Annotated in this window: 13 protein-coding genes and 2 tRNA genes; 9 read left to right on the top strand and 6 right to left on the bottom strand. The window is 43.6% G+C overall.

Annotation, left to right across the window (positions count from 1 at the left end; genetic code table 11):
• Window positions 1-226 precede the first annotated feature (226 nt).
• The 3 genes from leuS (at window position 227) to Q6344_03445 (ending at window position 4,839) form a co-directional block, all read left to right on the top strand.
• Complete coding sequence (leuS, locus tag Q6344_03455) at window positions 227-2,914, top strand: leucine--tRNA ligase (GenBank protein WLG14408.1); 2,688 nt, start codon at window positions 227-229, stop codon at window positions 2,912-2,914.
• A 73-nt stretch (window positions 2,915-2,987) separates the two neighbouring features.
• Complete coding sequence (locus Q6344_03450; GenBank protein ID WLG14407.1) at window positions 2,988-3,707, top strand: hypothetical protein; 720 nt, start codon at window positions 2,988-2,990, stop codon at window positions 3,705-3,707.
• A gap of 58 nt (window positions 3,708-3,765) precedes the next feature.
• The gene (locus Q6344_03445; GenBank protein WLG14406.1) at window positions 3,766-4,839 is read left to right on the top strand and encodes a DNA polymerase III subunit delta; all 1,074 of its coding nucleotides are present in this window, start codon (window positions 3,766-3,768) and stop codon (window positions 4,837-4,839) included.
• Here the strand turns inward: Q6344_03445 and Q6344_03440 are convergent.
• Entirely contained in the window at window positions 4,813-5,286 is a 474-nt protein-coding gene (locus tag Q6344_03440; protein ID WLG14405.1) for an Imm63 family immunity protein, read from the bottom strand. The genes Q6344_03445 and Q6344_03440 overlap by 27 nt on opposite strands.
• Window positions 5,287-5,453: 167 nt before the next feature.
• Between Q6344_03440 and Q6344_03435 the strand changes: the two genes are divergently transcribed.
• The 4 genes from Q6344_03435 to Q6344_03420 all read left to right on the top strand — a co-directional run bounded on the left by Q6344_03435 (window position 5,454) and on the right by Q6344_03420 (window position 9,592).
• Complete coding sequence (locus tag Q6344_03435) at window positions 5,454-6,794, top strand: efflux RND transporter periplasmic adaptor subunit (GenBank protein WLG14404.1); 1,341 nt, start codon at window positions 5,454-5,456, stop codon at window positions 6,792-6,794.
• Between the two features lie 198 nt (window positions 6,795-6,992).
• On the top strand, window positions 6,993-8,942 hold the full coding sequence (locus tag Q6344_03430) for a MacB family efflux pump subunit (protein WLG15133.1): 1,950 nt from the start codon (window positions 6,993-6,995) through the stop codon (window positions 8,940-8,942).
• A 338-nt stretch (window positions 8,943-9,280) separates the two neighbouring features.
• Window positions 9,281-9,356 (top strand) — tRNA-Lys (locus Q6344_03425).
• A gap of 160 nt (window positions 9,357-9,516) precedes the next feature.
• Window positions 9,517-9,592, top strand: a tRNA-Lys gene (locus Q6344_03420).
• Window positions 9,593-9,655: 63 nt separating this feature from the next.
• Here the strand turns inward: Q6344_03420 and Q6344_03415 are convergent.
• Together Q6344_03415 and Q6344_03410 are read right to left on the bottom strand one after the other, a co-directional pair.
• On the bottom strand, window positions 9,656-10,444 hold the full coding sequence (locus Q6344_03415) for an MBL fold metallo-hydrolase (protein ID WLG14403.1): 789 nt from the start codon (window positions 10,442-10,444) through the stop codon (window positions 9,656-9,658).
• Window positions 10,445-10,690: 246 nt separating this feature from the next.
• Window positions 10,691-12,778 (bottom strand): catalase, encoded by a 2,088-nt coding sequence (locus Q6344_03410; GenBank protein WLG14402.1) that lies wholly within the window; start codon window positions 12,776-12,778, stop codon window positions 10,691-10,693.
• Window positions 12,779-13,090: 312 nt separating this feature from the next.
• Between Q6344_03410 and Q6344_03405 the strand changes: the two genes are divergently transcribed.
• Both Q6344_03405 and ppc read left to right on the top strand, forming a co-directional pair.
• A complete protein-coding gene (locus tag Q6344_03405) occupies window positions 13,091-13,882 on the top strand; it encodes a dienelactone hydrolase family protein (GenBank protein ID WLG14401.1) in 792 nt (263 codons plus the stop codon).
• Window positions 13,883-13,976: 94 nt separating this feature from the next.
• Window positions 13,977-16,766: a phosphoenolpyruvate carboxylase gene (ppc, locus tag Q6344_03400; GenBank protein ID WLG14400.1), complete on the top strand. Its 2,790-nt coding sequence runs from the start codon at window positions 13,977-13,979 to the stop codon at window positions 16,764-16,766.
• Window positions 16,767-16,867: 101 nt separating this feature from the next.
• On the opposite strand, the gene Q6344_03395 is transcribed toward ppc, so the two are convergent.
• From Q6344_03395 to Q6344_03385, 3 genes are all read right to left on the bottom strand, one after another.
• Window positions 16,868-17,521 (bottom strand): DUF938 domain-containing protein, encoded by a 654-nt coding sequence (locus Q6344_03395; protein WLG14399.1) that lies wholly within the window; start codon window positions 17,519-17,521, stop codon window positions 16,868-16,870.
• Window positions 17,522-17,595: 74 nt separating this feature from the next.
• On the bottom strand, window positions 17,596-18,060 hold the full coding sequence (locus tag Q6344_03390) for a flavodoxin family protein (GenBank protein WLG14398.1): 465 nt from the start codon (window positions 18,058-18,060) through the stop codon (window positions 17,596-17,598).
• Between the two features lie 68 nt (window positions 18,061-18,128).
• Window positions 18,129-18,539, bottom strand: a complete 411-nt coding sequence (locus Q6344_03385; protein WLG14397.1) for an OsmC family protein — start codon at window positions 18,537-18,539, stop codon at window positions 18,129-18,131.
• Window positions 18,540-18,577: the final 38 nt, after the last annotated feature.

Genomic DNA, 18,577 nt, shown 5'->3' with positions numbered 1-18,577 from the left:
AAAAACTCCAAATCAATGATCATTATTCTGTTTATTATACCTAAGCCTATGGGTATTTGGTTTATGATAACCAAAACATTAAAAACCCGCTCAAATTTTCAAATTTGTATTCTTCGTCATGCGTAAACGCCCTATCATATCGTCGCAATTTTCGCCAAATTACGCTATGCTATGGCATTGTGAAATTTCACCCAATTTATTCGTATTAATCAATCTCGAGCTAACTATGAGCAATACTGTGACATCTGACCAAGCTGAAAACAATCATTATAACCCACAAGCGATAGAAGCGGCGCAGCAAGCCAAATGGGCAACTGACAAGCGCTTTGAAGTGAGCAATGAGCCAAGCGATAAGCCAAGTCGCTATATGCTGTCGATGTTCCCTTACCCAAGCGGTAAGCTGCATATGGGTCACGTGCGTAACTATACCATCTCTGATGTACTGAGCCGTTACTATCGCCTCAAGGGCTATGAAGTCATGCAGCCTATGGGCTGGGATGGTTTTGGCTTGCCAGCAGAAAACGCGGCGATTGCTAACCAAACGCCACCTGCCAAATGGACGTTTGCCAATATTGACAGCATGCGCGCGCAGCTTAAATTACTGGGTTTGTCTATTGACTGGTCACGTGAATTCGCCACTTGCAGCCCTGAGTATTATCAGTGGGAGCAATGGTTGTTTTTACAGCTATACAAAAAAGGCTTGGTCTACAAAAAACTGTCGACCGTTAACTGGGATCCTGTTGATAATACCGTTTTAGCCAACGAGCAAGTCATCGATGGTAAAGGCTGGCGTAGTGGCGCTGCGGTCGAAAAGCGCGACATTCCGATGTATTACTTTAATATCACTGATTATGCTGACGAATTACTTGATGACTTAGACCAATTAGAAGGTCACTGGCCATCAGAAGTATTGACCATGCAGCGCAACTGGATTGGTCGTAGCGCAGGCATGGAAGTACACTTCCCTTATGAGCTTGCTGGCGAGACCAATACGTTAGATGTGTTCACTACTCGCCCTGATACTTTAATGGGTGTGACTTATGTGGCGGTCGCAGCCGAACATCCGCTAGCGCAGTATGCGGCTGAGCATGATGAAGCCATTGCGCAATTCTGTGCTCTTTGCAAAAAAGGCTCAGTTGCAGAAGCAGACCTAGCTAAAGCTGAAAAAATCGGTATGGCTACTGGTCTTACGGTCACGCATCCACTCACTGGCGAAGAAGTGCCAGTATGGGTTGCCAACTATGTGCTTATGAGCTACGGCTCAGGCGCGGTGATGGCTGTCCCTGCTCATGATGAGCGTGATTATGAATTTGCGATTAAATACAGCTTACCCATTAAACAAGTCATCCATATCCCTGTCGGCTATTTCGATGCGTTAGAGGCAGATGCAAAGGCGAACGATACTGAGATTAATCGTGCTTATACCGAACGCAATACTTTGGTCAATTCAGGCGAATTTGATGGTTTAGACTTTGAGCAAGCATTTGAAGCGATGCTGACCAAACTAGAACCACAAGAGCTTGCTAAGAAAAAAATCCAATACCGTCTCCGTGATTGGGGTGTTTCTCGCCAGCGTTATTGGGGCTGTCCTATCCCAATGGTTAACTGTGAGCATTGCGGTACAGTACCTGTCGAAGAGCAAGATTTGCCCGTTGTCTTACCGACTGATGTCGTTCCTGATGGTCGCGGAAATCCGTTAAAAAACATTCCAGAGTTTGTCAATACGACATGTCCTAAATGCGGTAATCCTGCTGAGCGCGAAACCGATACCTTTGACACCTTTGTGGAGTCAAGCTGGTACTATGCACGCTTTGCAAGCCCAAATGATGCGCAAAGCATGGTCAACAAATCTGCCGCCAATAAGTGGCTGCCTGTCGATCAATACATCGGCGGTGTTGAGCATGCGGTAATGCATCTACTTTATGCACGCTTCTTCCATAAACTGATGCGTGATGAAGACTTGGTGTCAGGAAATGAGCCGTTTGCTAATTTGATGACGCAAGGCATGGTATTGGCAGGGACATTCTATCGCCTAAATGCGGATGGCAGTACCACCTACTATTTTGCAGAAGACATTGATATCGACTATGACGAACGTGGTCAACCGATTAAAGCCATCTTAAAATCTGATGGGCAGCCGGTGACCATTGGCAAAATCGAGAAAATGTCTAAGTCAAAAAACAACGGTGTCGATCCGCAAATTACCATCGATAAATACGGCGCTGATACCGTTCGTCTCTATACGCTCTTCACCGCGCCTGCGGATCAAACGCTAGAATGGTCAGATGATGCGCTCAAAGGCCCTTATAACTTCGTCAAAAAAGTATGGCGTATTGCTACTGAACACATGCAAGCGCTTACTGCCGCGAACCTAAGTATCGAGACGCTGAACAATGACGCTTTGAGCACTGATGGCTTAAGCAAAGAAGCCAAAAACTTACGCCGTAAAACTCATGAAACCATTGCTAAAATCGATAGTGATTTGGGTGATCGTTTGGCATTGAACACGCCTGTATCAAGTTTGATGGAGCTTGCCAACGAGCTGACTGGCTTTAAGGCCAATAGCAAGCAAGACCTACAGGTACAGCATGAGGCATTGACGGATCTGCTGATTATGCTATCCGTATATGCGCCGCACATTGGTGAACATTTACTTGAGCAATTGGGTTTAGAGACCATTACCTTGAATTATCCAGAAGTTGATAAAAGCGCTCTGGTACAAGATATGATCACGATGGTGGTACAGGTCAATGGTAAAATGCGCGGTAAAATGGATGTAGCCCCAAATAGCGATCCAGAACAGCTAAAAGCACAAGCACGTTCAATGGAAAGTGTGGCAAAATTCTTGACTGGCGACATCAAAAAAGAAATCGTCGTCCCTAATAAGCTGGTAAACATCGTGGTGGTAGGCTAGATTTTTTAGGCTCAGTACTTTTTATTAGTTTAATGATTAGTCTGAGCCTTTTTATAATATTAGGATAGCGATTATGTCGTATAAATATCGAGCAGGTCAGTCACCCAAAGCCAGCTTAAGCAAAAAAGACGCTTTTGCCAAAAAATCAAACGGACAAAAACTGGCGGCGGCTTTTCTGACTGCCCTGCCAATGTTTACGCTACTAGGTGCAACGGCAGCTATTAGTGGATGCGGCTTTCAACTGCGTGGCTATGATGCGCCAATGCTGCTTGATGTCGCCAAAACAGCCGTGATTCTAGAAGACAATCGCACCTCATTTCCGCTTAAGCTGCCATTGACAAGACGCCTAAAAACTTTAGGTGTTGAGGTCATTGACAACATGACAGCAGCTGATGTTGCGAACAATAACAAACAAGCAAGTGCTGAACCCATTGCCGCTATCACCATCAATAACGTCCGTTTTAAGCGTTATGAGCTGGTCGGTGTCTTGACAGAGATCCGTTTGGTACTTTCAGCAGATGTCAGCTATCAGACGATGGAAAATGGTAAACCAATTACGCTAAGCAACCCCATCCAAGTCGAGCGTAGCTATCAATATAATGAAGCATCGGTGAGCACTGATGATCAGCAAGGCGATCAAATTCGTGACTGGCTCTATGACAGTTTGGCACGCCGAATTACTGATCAATATGTCGCCATCTCCCTACCAAAGGTCAGCTCTTCTGGAGTCAGACAATCTGTGCAAAGCGGTAATGGCTCAACATCGATTGCGGTGGTGGTGCCAAACCCATAGTTTATAATGCGCAACACATTCCACGTTTATTTTCATCAATCTGTGTACTTATTACCCTATGCAAGATACCTTTATACAAGCCTACCCAAAGCTACTACAGCCTTCCGTTGCAGTCGCGGGCTTGTGGCTGGCGCATGGTGATGAGCCACTACTCAGTCAATGGCTCATCGATGCCTTACGCCCACATTGGCGCGCGCAGAATTACGCGATTAAGCGTATTGAGCTGATATCAGTCAAGAGCTGGCAAGAAGTATTGTCAGAGCTTGGTAGCCAGTCTTTATTTGATGATGCCAGTGCACTCATCGTGACGGGTAATCATAAGCCTGACAAGGCGGTCATCACTGAGCTTGAGCGCTTTGCCGTTGAAGCTCAAACAGGGACGCACAGTCATAGTTTATTATGGCTCACGCCCAAACAAGACAAACGATCGCAAAGCAGTAAGTGGTTTACGCCATTTGCTCAATATGGTCATGTCATTGATTGCAATTTATACAATGAGCAGCAACGACAGCAGCTACTGCAAATACAAGCTCAGCAGTTTGGTTTACGGCTATCGCAAGAGGCGTGGCAGCTGCTTATGTCGCATACTGAGCACCATCTGCTGAGCGCTTATCAGACCTTATGGCGGCTCTCCTATTTATTTGCGCCGCAGCTAGTCGCTAAGAATATTGAGGCTAGTCAACAGACTGAGCACTCTACACAACTTCCAAACAATGTTGCCTTAGACATTAAGGATCTACAAGCCGCGTTGGTCAGTGATGCACAGTTTAGCGTCTTTGATTTATCGGATGCAATGCTTGCCGGTAACAGCACTCAAGTCGCCAAAATCATGTTTCAGCTGAAAGCCACCGACGAGCCAACCACCTTGGTATTATGGGCGGTTAGTAAAGACATGCGGCAAATCATGCAGTTGATGGATGGGCAAGACCCGCAAGCGCTTGGTATCTGGCGTAGCAAACAAGGATTGTACCAGCAAGCTTGCCGTCGCCAGTCAAAAGCGCAAACGGCTGAATGGCCTGCCCTGCTTTATAAATGTGACCAAGCCATCAAAGGACTCGTGCGTCAGCCAGCGTGGGAGTTATTATTGCAGGCAGCGCTTGAGTTGTCAGGTAAGCGGTTGTTTGCCGTTTGATTGGTTGAAAAAATTCAATAACTTATTTAGCCAAGTAATTTTGTTAACTGAATAAGGAGCGTTCTGTAAAATTTCTGCTATATCAACCTCTTTTCTTTTACCCCACTCATCGCTTAATTCAGTCATAAGTTCGATTTGTTTACGAAAGTAAATTATTCTTTGATCCTCACCGATGACAGTGTTTTGCTGTTGATACTCACTCGCTATCATAGAAGTTGTAGTCTCAAAAAACCTATAGATAAAATCATCTACGTCCCTAGAAGACTTTCTAGTGAGTTCGCTACCTCGTTCACATACTACATAATGGTAATAGTCATCACTTATCTCTAAATGTGGTTCCCCGAATCCAGATGGCTTTTTTCTTAAGATCACATCATCAATATTTAGCCCTATTTTTCTACCATAATCATTAACTATATCTTGAACTTGCTGATGATTTAGCATCATAAAATCCTTGTTTCAATATGAATAACTTTACTATCCTAACCTACGTTCAGATTATTATATTTTTTTAAAAAACCACCTTAACCTTTCTTAAACTAATTACCATTCCCTTTTGGACTTCAAGCCTCTACTATATGTACACTTGATTTCATTGTGACTGGATTGTTGTTATGCGCAAAATAAGCAAAAAGTCTGCTATCAAATGGGGTGTCATCGCCTTAATCATCGTAGCATTAGGGGCTTTGGCCTATACTTTTTTAAAACCAGAAGAAGAAAAACCCAGTTATTTAACCGCACTTGTTGAGGTTGGTGATATCGAAAACAATGTTATGGCATCAGGTAAAGTTAAAGCACTTAATACCGTTGATGTCGGTGCACAGGTTTCTGGTGAGGTCACAAACCTCTATGTAGAAGTGGGTGACGAGGTGAAACAAGGCGATTTGATTGCACAGATTGATCAAGTGACTCAGAAGAACAGCCTGAGCAATGAACAAGCCAGTCTTGAGCAAAGCGAAGCCGCGCTACAAAGTGCGCAAGCAGAATCGTTAAGCAAACAAGCTAGTCTAAAAAGTGCCTATGCTGATCTTGCCAGCCGTCAGTCTGAGCTTAAACAAGCACAGTCTGATTTTGCACGCCTGCAAGGACTACTCGCTATCGATGCGATATCACAACAGGATTACGATACACAGGCAACAAAAGTTCAAACAGCGCAGGCAGCGGTCGCCAATGCACGCGCTGCTATTGATACGGCACAAGCCGCCATTGCAACAGCCACTGCAAACATTAATAGCCAACAAGCAGCATTACGAAAGTCTCAAACCAATGTCGCAACGGCTCAAGAAGACCTTAGCTATACAACGATTCGCGCGCCAATATCAGGTACTGTCGTCTCAGTGACCACAGAGCAAGGCACGACGGTCAATGCCAATCAAACAGCCCCGACCATCGTAACTTTAGCAGATTTGTCTACTGTTAGAATCAACGCACAAATCTCCGAAGCCGATGTTATCAATGTCAATGCTGGTATGCCCGCCTACTTTAATATCATCGGTAATCCAGACAAGCAGTATGATGCGACACTGACAGCTATTGAGCCGGCACCCGAGGAAATTAGCAAGACCAGCTCAACCGATTCTGCGATCTACTATGTTGGCTATGTTGAAGTAGCTAACCCTGAGCGATTATTTCGTATTGATATGACCGCCCAGATTTATATCATCATCGATCAAGCCAAAGACGCGTTGCTTGTGCCATCAGCAGCCATACAAGAAAGACCCGCGAGAAATCAAACTGAAGGTCAAGCAAAAACCAGCAAGATTGTACGCGTACTAAGTGATGACGGCACAGTAGAACCTCGCACAGTAGAAGTAGGCATTGATAACCGAGTAAATGCGCAGATTTTAAGTGGTTTAAAAGAAGGTGAGCAGGTTATCATCGGCGAAGGTAGTGCCAATGCTTCAGGTAAAGGTGGTGGTCGTACTCGTATACCTGGTGGTACTCCAAGGATGTAATTAATTCTTTGACTATGTTAACGATGAAAGGGCTTGAGCAACTTAGCCCTTTTCTCACGACACTCACTATCTTTGATTAAAGACATTGCTATGACTATATCTCAATCTGCTAAACAGCCGACCGACAGCACTAGCGCTTCGATAGAAACCAACTCACCGAATAATATCAATACTGCAGCTACCGCTGACAAGCCCATTATGGAGCTGTCGGGTATTATTCGAGAGTTTGCTGCCGGCGAGCAAACCATTCGCGTATTGCACGAGGTTAATTTAACGATTAATCAAGGTGAAATGGTCGCGATTATCGGGCAATCTGGCTCTGGTAAGTCTACACTAATGAATATCTTGGGTTGCTTAGATCAGGCGACAGCAGGTGACTATAAGATTTATGGCCAATCAGCAAACAAACTAGAGGCAGATGAATTGGCTGAGTTACGCCGAGAGCATTTTGGCTTTATCTTTCAGCGCTACCACCTGCTTGGTGACATTAGCGCCAAAGATAACGTTGCCGTCCCTGCCGTATATGCTGGTATGAACACTGAGGCACGAATCAATCGCGCAGAAAAGCTCTTGACCGATCTAGGCCTTGGTGAAAAGGTAAATAATCGTCCTAGCCAGCTCTCAGGCGGCCAACAACAGCGTGTTTCTGTTGCTCGTGCCCTGATGAATGGTGGCGATGTCATCTTAGCAGATGAGCCAACTGGCGCACTAGATAGTAAATCTGGCGAAGATGTGATGACGATATTACATGATCTAAATGCTAAAGGTCATACCATTATCATGGTCACTCATGATCCCAAACTTGCGGCTCAAGCCGAACGGGTTATTGAGTTAAAAGATGGCTACGTCATTGCTGATTATAAAACTGAGCATTATAAACCGACAACTCAACACCCAGAATCTATCCTCGGTGGACATCGTAAAAGTGCCTTCGGAAGCTTTGTGGATCGTTTGCTCGAAGCTTTTAAAATGTCCTTACTTGCCATGCGTGCACACAAGATGCGCACCTTGCTGACCATGTTAGGCATTATCATCGGTATCGCTGCGGTTGTGTCTATCGTTGGTCTTGGTCAAGGCTCTCAGCAGCAAATTCTCGCAAATATTAGCTCGCTAGGAACCAATACTATAACAGTGAATGACGGCTACCCTAGAGGCGACCCGCGACGTAAATATAATGACGACAACCTCACACCAGAAGATGCAGAAGCGGTCAGCAGTCAACCGTATGTTATCAATGTGAGCCCTCAAGTCAATACCAGCTCTAGTGTACGCTATCGCAGCGTGCAGGAAGACTCGACCATCAATGGTGTTGGTGAGTATTATCTAGAGGTCACTGGTGAGACGTTGGCATTAGGTCAAGGTTTCGATTCGCAAAGTATCGACCTTCGCAGTCAAGATATTATTATCGATGACAATGCCAAGAGTGCTTTTTTTGCAGATATAGATAACCCTATCGGAGAAGTCATACTCATCGGTAGTGTGCCTGGACGCGTGGTTGGCGTCCTTGAGGCAAGCGACAGTGGCTTTGGACCAAGTAGCACGACACCCGTCATATATATGCCTTATACTACTGTGATGTCACGTATAACTGGTAGTGCAAATATTGATAGTTTTATAGCACTGTTAGATGATAGTGTCTCATCTAGTGTCGCTGAGTCAGCTATTTCCGACATAATAGAAGGTCGCCATGGTAAAGATGATTTTAATATTATTAACTCAGATTCTATTCGTCAGACCATTGAATCAACGACAGGTACTATGACACTGCTCATCTCATCGGTTGCTGTTATCTCATTGATCGTTGGTGGTATTGGTGTGATGAATATTATGCTAGTATCGGTCACGGAACGCACTAATGAAATTGGTGTACGTATGGCAGTTGGGGCTCGTCAAAACGATATCATGCAGCAGTTTTTGATAGAAGCCGTACTCGTCTGTATTTTAGGCGGCTTATTAGGTATTGGAGTAGCATTTGCTATAGGTGAAATCATTAATAATTTTGCTGGTGATAGCTTTAAAGTGATTTACTCATCAACCTCTATTATTGCTGCCTTTATTTGTTCAACCTTGATTGGCGTTGTCTTCGGCTTTTTACCAGCACGCAATGCAGCCAAGTTAGATCCTGTTGAAGCACTGTCTAGGGACTAAAACGTCGCGACTGACGTTTTAAATAGGCATTTACTGCCATGAAACAGCCACCAATAAGCCAAATTATATAAAAAAACGCATTTTTTCGCATTAATTGCACTTTTTTTATATTACGGGGTTGTAATTGTCCTGATAGTGTATATAATGTGCTCTCACGTTTAGGGATAGAAATTATTTAAACGTTGAAACAAACTTAATGCCTCTTTTAATGTTGATTGACCTAATATTAAAAATTAAGTTTAAAGACATTTTTTAGATGTCTAGTTTTAATAAGTTTGCCTTTAAGGAAATTTATCTTGCAGAGTTAAAAAAGCCATGCTTTTTTTATACACTCTTCAGGGCCGATAGCTCAGTTGGTAGAGCAGTTGACTTTTAATCAATTGGTCCCGCGTTCGAGTCGCGGTCGGCCCACCATATTTAGTATTATGCTTGTTATGTACATTGCCCTATCAGGTATTGGCATAATAAGTAACAAAGTTTAAGAAGCTTTCTTTTAGAAAACTTCACCGAATTTACGAAGTTGTAAATTCACTTGCAGAGTTAAAAAAAGCCATGCTTTTTTATACACTCTTCAGGGCCGATAGCTCAGTTGGTAGAGCAGTTGACTTTTAATCAATTGGTCCCGCGTTCGAGTCGCGGTCGGCCCACCATATTTAGAAAGCCCAGTCATTATATTAATAATGACTGGGCTTTTTTTTGCTTAAAATTTCACTTTATTTTTTACGGTTTCGTTTAAAAATAGTGAAGTCAGTGTCTTTTCGCCACAGTAGCTTATGCTTAATCGTGTCTTTGATCGTCCGTGGATGCCTGGGTGCTTGCGTAATCAGCATATCAAAAGTTTCTGCATCTATTGCCAACTCACATCCATGTGCCATCATGACCATGGATGGTTTCAACGCCTTTATTCTTTGTAGTGACTGAATATAGACTTTAGGATCATAAATAGGAAAAGGCGCCACAAACTTATGACGCAGCTTGATAATGAGGTCGGCCGTATAGACTTGTCCACTTGGTACATGAAGTAGAGACAAGTCACGATCTGTATGTCCGGGTGTTTCCAGCACTTGCCATTCATCAAATTTTGGCACACTATCCCCATCTTTAACGGTCATATCAGGCGTGAGACGGGCAGGATAATACAGGTTTTTAAGGGAGCGACCTTGACGTCTCGCCACATAATGCGCAAGATTTATATCCACAAAATGCATGGCATGCCCACCGATACCGCTATACCATTGACGCTTTTTTTCTGCCGAAACAATGATACAGCCCGTCTCTTTTCTAAATTGATGAGCGCCGCCTGCATGATCAGGATGCATATGGGTCACCACGACGACTTTTAGATCGCTGATTGGTCGCTGTAACGTCGTTCTAATATAATCTAATACCATCGCCACATCAGGGCGGCAACCACCGTCCAGCAGCATAATTTTATCTGGATATACCGCAAGATAAGTACTTTGGATATATCCTTCTAAACGTACAATGTCACATAAACTCATTTGCATTCCCTGCTACATGATTGCTCACTGTTATAGCATCCCTACTATAGGAGACGCTTTTAACGCGCCTTAATAGGATTTAGTATAACGCCCACCATTCAACTTGTAATGACTTTGAGTGAACGCTTGTGGCTATAAATTGCTTTTTTATAAAACTTGCCATCAAAAAAAACCCAGCGCTAAAGCTGAGTTTTCGTTAAATTAGTAAAATTTTAAAAGTATCAGAAGTTTAAACTTAATACTACCTTATGCCAAGTCACGAACCTTTAGTTCACGTTCCCACAGACGAGATTTGGCATTCTCAATAAAGCTATCCAATTCAGCCAGTGGCGTCACGAAACTGTCTTTTTCGATAGGTAGCTTACTTAAGATAAATTCGTCAGTCGCGCCGCAATAAGCAATCGCTTTGCAATGTCCATAAGCATCGTTGAACCAATCTAGTGCTGAGCTGTCTTTTGCTAGCTTCTTAGCTTGCTCTGGCATAATGATACTAACAACAGCGTCAAACATCACTGATGGACCGCCAGCGAGACGCTCATCTGCTTGTATGCGAGTGTCGTCATCTAAGACAACTTCTTTATTGGGCGCAACGATTTTCACGCTAGCACCCTGCACTTTTGCCGCCTCTTCGAACTTTTTGATTTCACTATGCTTAGAGCCTTCTGCGACCAAGATACCAATCAAACGGCCTTTTAAACTCTTAGGCGTTAGACCAATCGTTTGTACTGCTTTCGAAGTTGCCATATCCTGTACAGGAGCAGCAGCATCAGCAGGCTCTGGCAGTTCCATACCTAGCGCTGTTGCCACACGATTTGCCAAGTCTTCATCGATATGCGGCAGATGACTCAGCATACGAGTACGTACATGCGCCGTATCTACTTTACCTAGCTCAAAGGCATAAGCAGAAGCAATGTGCGCTTGCTCAGCTGGTGTTTGGCTACGATAGAACATACGCGGCTGACTGTAGTGATCGGCAAAACTTTCTGCACGCACGCGACCTTTCACACCATCATCCAACTGCTCATGGAATGATTCAAAGCCACGTTTGGCACTTTCGCGCGGTCTAGTCGGATCTAAGCTTTGTGGTTCATAGAGTACACGAGTCTTAGGTACTTGCATCTGCATATGACCATCTTGCTGATTATTAGCAAACGGGCATTTCGGTGCATTGATTGGGATTTGGGCAAAGTTAGGCGAACCTAAGCGTGATAATTGCGTGTCTAGATAACTGAACAAACGACCTTGTAATAATGGATCGTTACTGAAGTCGATACCTGGTGGCAGATGCGATGGGCAGAACGCCACTTGCTCCGTTTCTGCAAAAAAGTTATCGGGATAGCGGTTCAGCACCATTTTACCCACGACTTTCACTGGCACCATCTCTTCTGGAATCAATTTGGTGGCATCTAGATGATCAAACGGGAACTTATCAGCTTCTTCTTCAGTAAATAACTGGACGCCAAACTCCCATTCAGGATAGTCGCCATTATTAATGGCTTCAAATAAATCACGGCGATGATAATCAGAGTCAGCGCCTGAGATTTTTACCGCCTCATCCCACGTGGTTGACTGTACACCTAATACTGGCTTCCAATGGAAACGGACAAAGGTGCTCTTGCCTTCTTTGTTGATTAAACGATAGCTGTGAATACCAAAGCCTTCCATCATGCGTAAACTGCGTGGTAGTGCACGATCACTCATCAGCCAAATTAAATTATGCATGGTCTCAGGACTTAATGACACAAAATCCCAAAACGTATCGTGCGCCGAAGCGGCTTGCGGAAATCCACGATCTGGCTCTGGTTTGACTGCATGAATCAAATCTGGAAATTTCATCGCATCTTGAATAAAGAAAATCGGCATGTTGTTACCAACGATGTCCCAATTGCCTTCTTCGGTATAAATTTTTACGGCAAAACCACGCACATCACGTGGCGTATCTTTTGAGCCTTTGTTACCTGCAACCGTAGAAAAACGGGTAAATAAAGGCGTCTGTTTACCTGTTTCAGTCAAAATTTTCGCCGTGGTATATTTTTCGAGCGACTCAGTGAGTTCAAAATAACCGTGAGCAGCACTACCACGTGCATGAACGATACGCTCAGGAATACGCTCATGGTCAAAATGATGAATCTTTTCACGCAATACAAAGTCCTCTAGCAATGTGGGGCCACGTGCGCCTGCTTTTAGAGAGTTTTGATTGTCAGAGATGACGACACCTTGTTGGGTCGTTAGCACTTTAGTGTCATCCCCTGCGCGCTGGTGAGTCTCACCGCCATTGCCACGTTCCGTATTCATATCTTTAGCGGGGTCAGTATTATCAATATTATTTTTCATTATGCATCCTAGCTAGTAATTAAAAGTAGGCTCTATTTCTTTAGAACCTTTGTATAGAGCTGTCTTTAATATTAGCCAAAAAATATGACTAATTCATGGCACTCCTTGTTGATATTTGGTTAAAGTTTGCAGCCGTGATAAAGCCATAATTTCAGCGTATTTAAAGAGAGCTTCAACGTTGACGATAGATTCTTGTAATGTAGTGATTTTTTAAGGTATGCTCTTAGGAAGCATTAAAACAGTTGATAAATAAAATGGGCATGGTTTTAGCCAACTATTTATCTTTTTTATACGATTATAAGGCGACCTACCATGTTATCAACTTCAAATACTCCGTCCAAAAAACCTTATCACTCATTGCTAATGGGTGCGTCAATCGGACTAATGGTACTGACTTTCAGCCAAACGGCTGCCGCTATTACGACCAAAAATATTACCTATACCGTGGATGATCAAGCATACGAAGGCTATTACGCCAAAGCCGACAAAGCGAATGCGCCTTTTATCTTACTCATTCATGACTGGGATGGATTGACAGACTATGAGCGTAAACGTGCTGATATGTTAGCTACTGAGGGCTACAACGTATTGGCGGCAGACATGTTCGGGCAAGGCGTTCGCCCTACTTCTATTGAAGAAAACAAACGCTTAACTGGGGAGTTATATGATGATCGCAATAAAATGCGCCGCATACTTCAAGGTGCGTTGAATGCTGGACGACTACAAGGTAATGATGTGCGTAAAGGTACTACCATGGGATATTGTTTTGGCGGTACCGTTGCTCTGGAGCTGGCGCGCTCAGGATTTGAGCAAAAAGCATTTGTACCCTTCCATGGTGCCTTTGATATTCCAACGGGTCAAAGTTATGACAAGACAACTGGAGAAATCTTGGTATTCCATGGCTCTGCTGATGAATCTGTCTCTCTAGAGAGCTTCGCAACTTTGGGTAAGACGCTAGAAGCCGCCAACGTACCGCATGAGATGGTGACATACAGTGGTGCACCACATGCCTTTAGCGTGTTCGGCAGTGATAGATATGATGCACGTGCAGATGAGCGCTCGTGGAAACGCTATTTGGATTTTTTAGCAAATGAATATAAATAACTTTAATTTATATCCTATAAGAACAGCGACCCTTAATTATTAACCAGCCTATCTCATTGATAAATGAGTCGATTAAAAGCCAAGGAAGCCAATTATGTTATTGAAGAACGACGTATTGCGTGCGCGTGTTAGATTGTTAGGCGCATTTTTAGGTGAGGCCATTTCTCGCCAATCTGGGGAGGATACCCTACGTACTATCGAAACATTACGCAAAGGCTTTATTCAGGAGCGCCGTGAGCATAATCCAGCACACAAACAGCAGCTGATCGATCTTATTGCCTCATTAGACAATCAAACCTTAAAAAACGTCATTCGCGCATTCTCTATTTACTTTTTCCTTGCCAATTTAACGGAAGAAAACTATCTGCGTGAGCAACGCCGTACTATGCGTGCCCAATCCAATCAAAGCTGGGAGGGCTCCTTTCGCCGCACCTTGTTAGAATGTCGTGAGCGGCAAATCGAACCTGCGCAAATCAAAGAGCTTATTGATCACCTTAAATTTATTCCTGTTTTTACGGCTCATCCTACCGAAGCCCGTAGACGCACCACCATGAATATTTTGCAGACTCTCTATGAGCATACCGATGCCATGAGCGACTATCCCGAAGGCAGCCTAGCCTTTATGCAAGCTAAGCAAAAGACAGCAGAAACCATTGACTTACTGTGGTCATCAGACGAAGTTCGCAGCCGAAAACCTTTGGTTTATGATGAAATAAACAACGGCTTACACTATTTTGATGCCAGCTTATTCACTGCCATTCCCAAAGTATATCGTAATATAAAAGACGCTATCGTCGATATCTATCCTGAGTTAATCGACTACCCTTTACCCGCCTTTGTCAGTTTTGGCTCTTGGATTGGCGGCGATAGAGATGGCAATCCATTCGTCACCCATGAAACCACTGAAATGGCGGTATTGATGCATGCTAATACCGTGCTACGCCATTACCAAGTATTGGTCAGAAAATTGCGTCGTGAGCTGATTCATAGCGATACTATCGTCGATATCGCGCCAGAGATTTATACCCGTATCAAAGACTACAGCACACTCGATCAAAAAGTCTTTTGCTACAATCCTGATGATTACAATAATGAACCGTACCGAAGATTGCTGTCCATTATTCTGGCTAAAATAAAAGCGACTAACCAGCATATCCAAAGCCAAGGCACAGATAAAGAGGCTGCACAAGAGGCTTACTCAACACCGACAGCCTTGTTAGATGATTTACGCCTTATTCGCAAAAGTGTCAATACTCATGACAAAGCACATGGCGAAGGCTTACTGCTTGATACCATTCGCCTAGTCAAAACCTGCGGCTTTCATTTGGCTGCGCTGGATATTCGTCAAGATTCAGGCTATCACGGCGAAGTTATTGCAGATATTTTTGCTAGCGCCTCGAATCTGCCCGACTATCACACCCTCAGCGAAACAGAGCGCCAACAATGGCTAACGCGTTTGCTAGAAAAGCCCGGTGCACCGCTGATTTATACCGACAATTTAAGCGCGCAAACACATGAACAGCTTGCTCTGATGAATTCTGTCGCTAAACTGCGCAAACTGGTCGGCGACGATACTTTTGGTAGCTATGTAATTTCGATGACCAACAACGCCAGTCAGCTATTAGAGGTGCTGCTACTGATGCGTTTTGCAGGCTTATCGGGTATTGATAAGAATGGGCATTTATTTTCTGCCCTACCGGTTGCGCCACTGTTTGAAACCATCGAAGATTTAAAAAATATCGATAAGATTATGCCAATGGTGTTGGACAATCCGCTGTATCGGGAGCTACTTGAGCACTCAGGAAACATTCAAGAGATTATGCTTGGCTACTCAGACTCTTCTAAAGACGGCGGCATTATTACCTCCGCTTGGCAGTTATATAGTGCCCAGCAAACCATCACCGATATCGCCAATCAATATGGTATCACCACCCGCCTGTTCCATGGTCGTGGTGGTTCCGTCAGTCGTGGTGGTGGCTCAACCCATCAAGCCATCGCTGCTCAGCCTGCTGGCACTTTACATGGACAGATCAAATTCACCGAACAAGGCGAAGTACTTTACGCCAAGTATGCCAATCCAGATACTGCCGTATTTGAATTAACCATGGGAATCACGGGGGCGCTAAAAGCCAGCTCGTCACGATTTGTCGAACAACCCAAACAGCTAGATAGCTATGAAGCGTTGTTTGCTGATTTGGCAGATGCAGGCGAACAGCAATATCGAGAGCTGACGGATAATACAGAGGGCTTCTATCAGTTTTATTCTGAGGCCACACCAGTACAAGAGATTTCATTGCTCAATATTGGCTCGCGTCCTGCTCACCGTAAAAAAGGACTACCGAGCAAATCGACGATTCGAGCGATACCGTGGGTATTTGGCTGGTCATTGGCGCGCTTTACCCTTCCCGCTTGGTATGGCGTGGGCAGCGCTTTAGATAGCGTCAAAAAAGACGAAGATTTAATGAAAGAGATGAATAAAAACTGGCCATTTTTCAATGTCTTTATCAGTAATATTGAAATGGCTTTTACCAAATCCGAGATGAATATCGCCCGCGCATACAGTCAACTATGTGCAGATGAAAGCTTACGTGAGCAGGTGATGCAGGCAGTGATTGATGAGCATGAACTGACGCACGCAGGTCTCAACTCCTTGCTAGAGCAGGCGTCTTTACTCTCAAACCAACAAGAATTGGCTCATTCATTGGAATGGCGTAACGCCTATTTAGATCCTATTAACTATATTCAGATTGAGCTACTCAAACGTATGCGCCAGCCTGATAGCGCTAGTGATGATAAATTGGAAAATAATGAGAGACTGGCTGTCGAAGATGCGTTAATTCGTAGTATCAATGCTTTGGCAGCAGGGCTACGCAATACGGGTTAGTATTGATACATACAGGAAGGTAGATATTTACTCAATCAAAATCGTACCAACGCTGAGTTGATTCATAGTGTTATCACAGTGAATCAATTCAGCTTTTTACGTTAATAAAGTTTTTCAAATACTAATATTTGATTGTTAGATGGCATCTCATAACGCCTACTTAACGTTAAATGATATGTATTTGCCAAATCTATAACGTCTTCTAAATGACGGATACCACTATTAGCATCGCGCTGCCGTAAGCTATGGTCAAACTGACGATTGCTTTCACTGCTATAACTGCCCTTTTCGTTAAAGGGTCCATAAACGATGAACTTACCATTGATAGGTAGCATATCGCCGACCAATTCAAATAACTTACTAACTAAAGACCAAGACATAATATGCAAAGTATTGGCGGTAAATACTACATCATAAGGGGCATCAACAGCTTTGTTTATTGGTACTGAATCACGCGACACATCAAAAATAAGCGGCGCATATAGATTGTGCGCAGGATAAGCAGTATGCCAAGCATTGATGGTGGCATGATGAGCCAACACATCACTGGTCTGCCAGTTTACATGCTTCAATCTCGGTGCGAAATACACACTATGCTGACCCGTACCCGACCCAACCTCTAACACGTGCTTAAAGTCTCTTAGCTCTTCTTGTAGAACTGTCAGAATCGGCTGTTTATTATTTTCACACGCTTGAGAAAATGCTATTCCAGCAGGAGCAATCGATTGGCTATTATCTAAATCATCATTCAACACTGCTAATATCCTTATATATCTTCATTACTGTAGCTTTGATATTAATAATGGCGACAAGCAAAGCGTCGAAAAAACTAATAAATACCCGCTTCTACCCCAGCTGCCAGTGTCATCGCTAGCTCTTCGACTTGATCAGTAAAGATTTCTTGCCAATCACCTTGTAAAATCAGCGCCTCTTGCACCCATGACCAGCGCAGTCCTGTGGTAATGGTTTTGAGCGCAAGCTTAGTACCTGTCCCATCATGACCTGCGCGAATATATAGTGCAAACGGCATACCTTGCTTTTTCTCTAAAACCTGATAATAACAGCGATCAAAAAAGTCTTTGGTCAGTCCTGCCATATACGCTAGATTTTCAGTCGTACCTAGCAGCAACGCATCGGCAGCCAATACATCTTCTGGCTGCGTGTCCTGCGGTAATTTTAAAACAACATTGATATCTATATCAGGATGACTAGCGCCATCATACGCCGCATGAGCCATTTTTTTGGTATTAGGCGATGGCGCATGCGCGACAATAAGTAAGGTTTTGCTAGCCATATTAATCACCTTTATAGAGGCTATTAACTTTTGGAATTAATAGTTTTTGGAATCAACAACTCTTAAGATTAATAGCTTTTAGAATCAATAGTTACTTTCTGAATGATATCAGGATGGATGCTTTTCGCAACCGGACAAGTCAGCGCAGTGTTATAGAATATTTTTTGCGTCTTCTCATCTAGCTGTTTATTAAAGGTGATAGCAACATGTACTTCACTAACTCGTCTTGGGTCAGCCGCCATTACTTTGGTCACTTCAGCAGTAGTGCCTGCAATATCGATATTCATATCGCGAGCTTTAATACCAATAATCGTCAGCATACAACTGGCTAAGCTCGTCGCCAATAAATCAGTCGGTGAAAACGCCTCGCCCTTACCTTGATTATCAACTGGTGCATCAGTGATAATCTCGTTATTTGATTGTAGGTGTATCGCTGTAGTACGTAGATCACCTTGGTAAGTTACTTTTGAGGTTGTCATTATTTTCCTTAATACTTATCGTTGTCGGGTTACCGTTT

The sequence above is a fragment of the Psychrobacter cibarius genome (assembly GCA_030686115.1).
In the GTDB taxonomy this organism is placed as follows: Bacteria; Pseudomonadota; Gammaproteobacteria; order Pseudomonadales; family Moraxellaceae; genus Psychrobacter; species Psychrobacter cibarius_C.
Note: the sequence above shows the minus strand (reverse complement) of the source record. Positions and strands in the feature narration are given on the sequence as shown.

Excerpts from the sequence above, each read along its gene's own strand:
- ppc (WLG14400.1), top strand. The coding sequence starts at position 13,977 with ATGTTATTGAAGAACGACGTATTGCGTGCGCGTGTTAGATTGTTAGGC.
- Q6344_03415 (WLG14403.1), bottom strand. The coding sequence starts at position 10,444 with ATGAGTTTATGTGACATTGTACGTTTAGAAGGATATATCCAAAGTACT.
- Q6344_03445 (WLG14406.1), top strand. The coding sequence starts at position 3,766 with ATGCAAGATACCTTTATACAAGCCTACCCAAAGCTACTACAGCCTTCC.
- Q6344_03410 (WLG14402.1), bottom strand. The coding sequence starts at position 12,778 with ATGAAAAATAATATTGATAATACTGACCCCGCTAAAGATATGAATACG.
- Q6344_03405 (WLG14401.1), top strand. The coding sequence starts at position 13,091 with ATGTTATCAACTTCAAATACTCCGTCCAAAAAACCTTATCACTCATTG.
- leuS (WLG14408.1), top strand. The coding sequence starts at position 227 with ATGAGCAATACTGTGACATCTGACCAAGCTGAAAACAATCATTATAAC.
- Q6344_03390 (WLG14398.1), bottom strand. The coding sequence starts at position 18,060 with ATGGCTAGCAAAACCTTACTTATTGTCGCGCATGCGCCATCGCCTAAT.
- Q6344_03450 (WLG14407.1), top strand. The coding sequence starts at position 2,988 with ATGTCGTATAAATATCGAGCAGGTCAGTCACCCAAAGCCAGCTTAAGC.
- Q6344_03430 (WLG15133.1), top strand. The coding sequence starts at position 6,993 with ATGGAGCTGTCGGGTATTATTCGAGAGTTTGCTGCCGGCGAGCAAACC.
- Q6344_03435 (WLG14404.1), top strand. The coding sequence starts at position 5,454 with ATGCGCAAAATAAGCAAAAAGTCTGCTATCAAATGGGGTGTCATCGCC.
- Q6344_03385 (WLG14397.1), bottom strand. The coding sequence starts at position 18,539 with ATGACAACCTCAAAAGTAACTTACCAAGGTGATCTACGTACTACAGCG.
- Q6344_03440 (WLG14405.1), bottom strand. The coding sequence starts at position 5,286 with ATGATGCTAAATCATCAGCAAGTTCAAGATATAGTTAATGATTATGGT.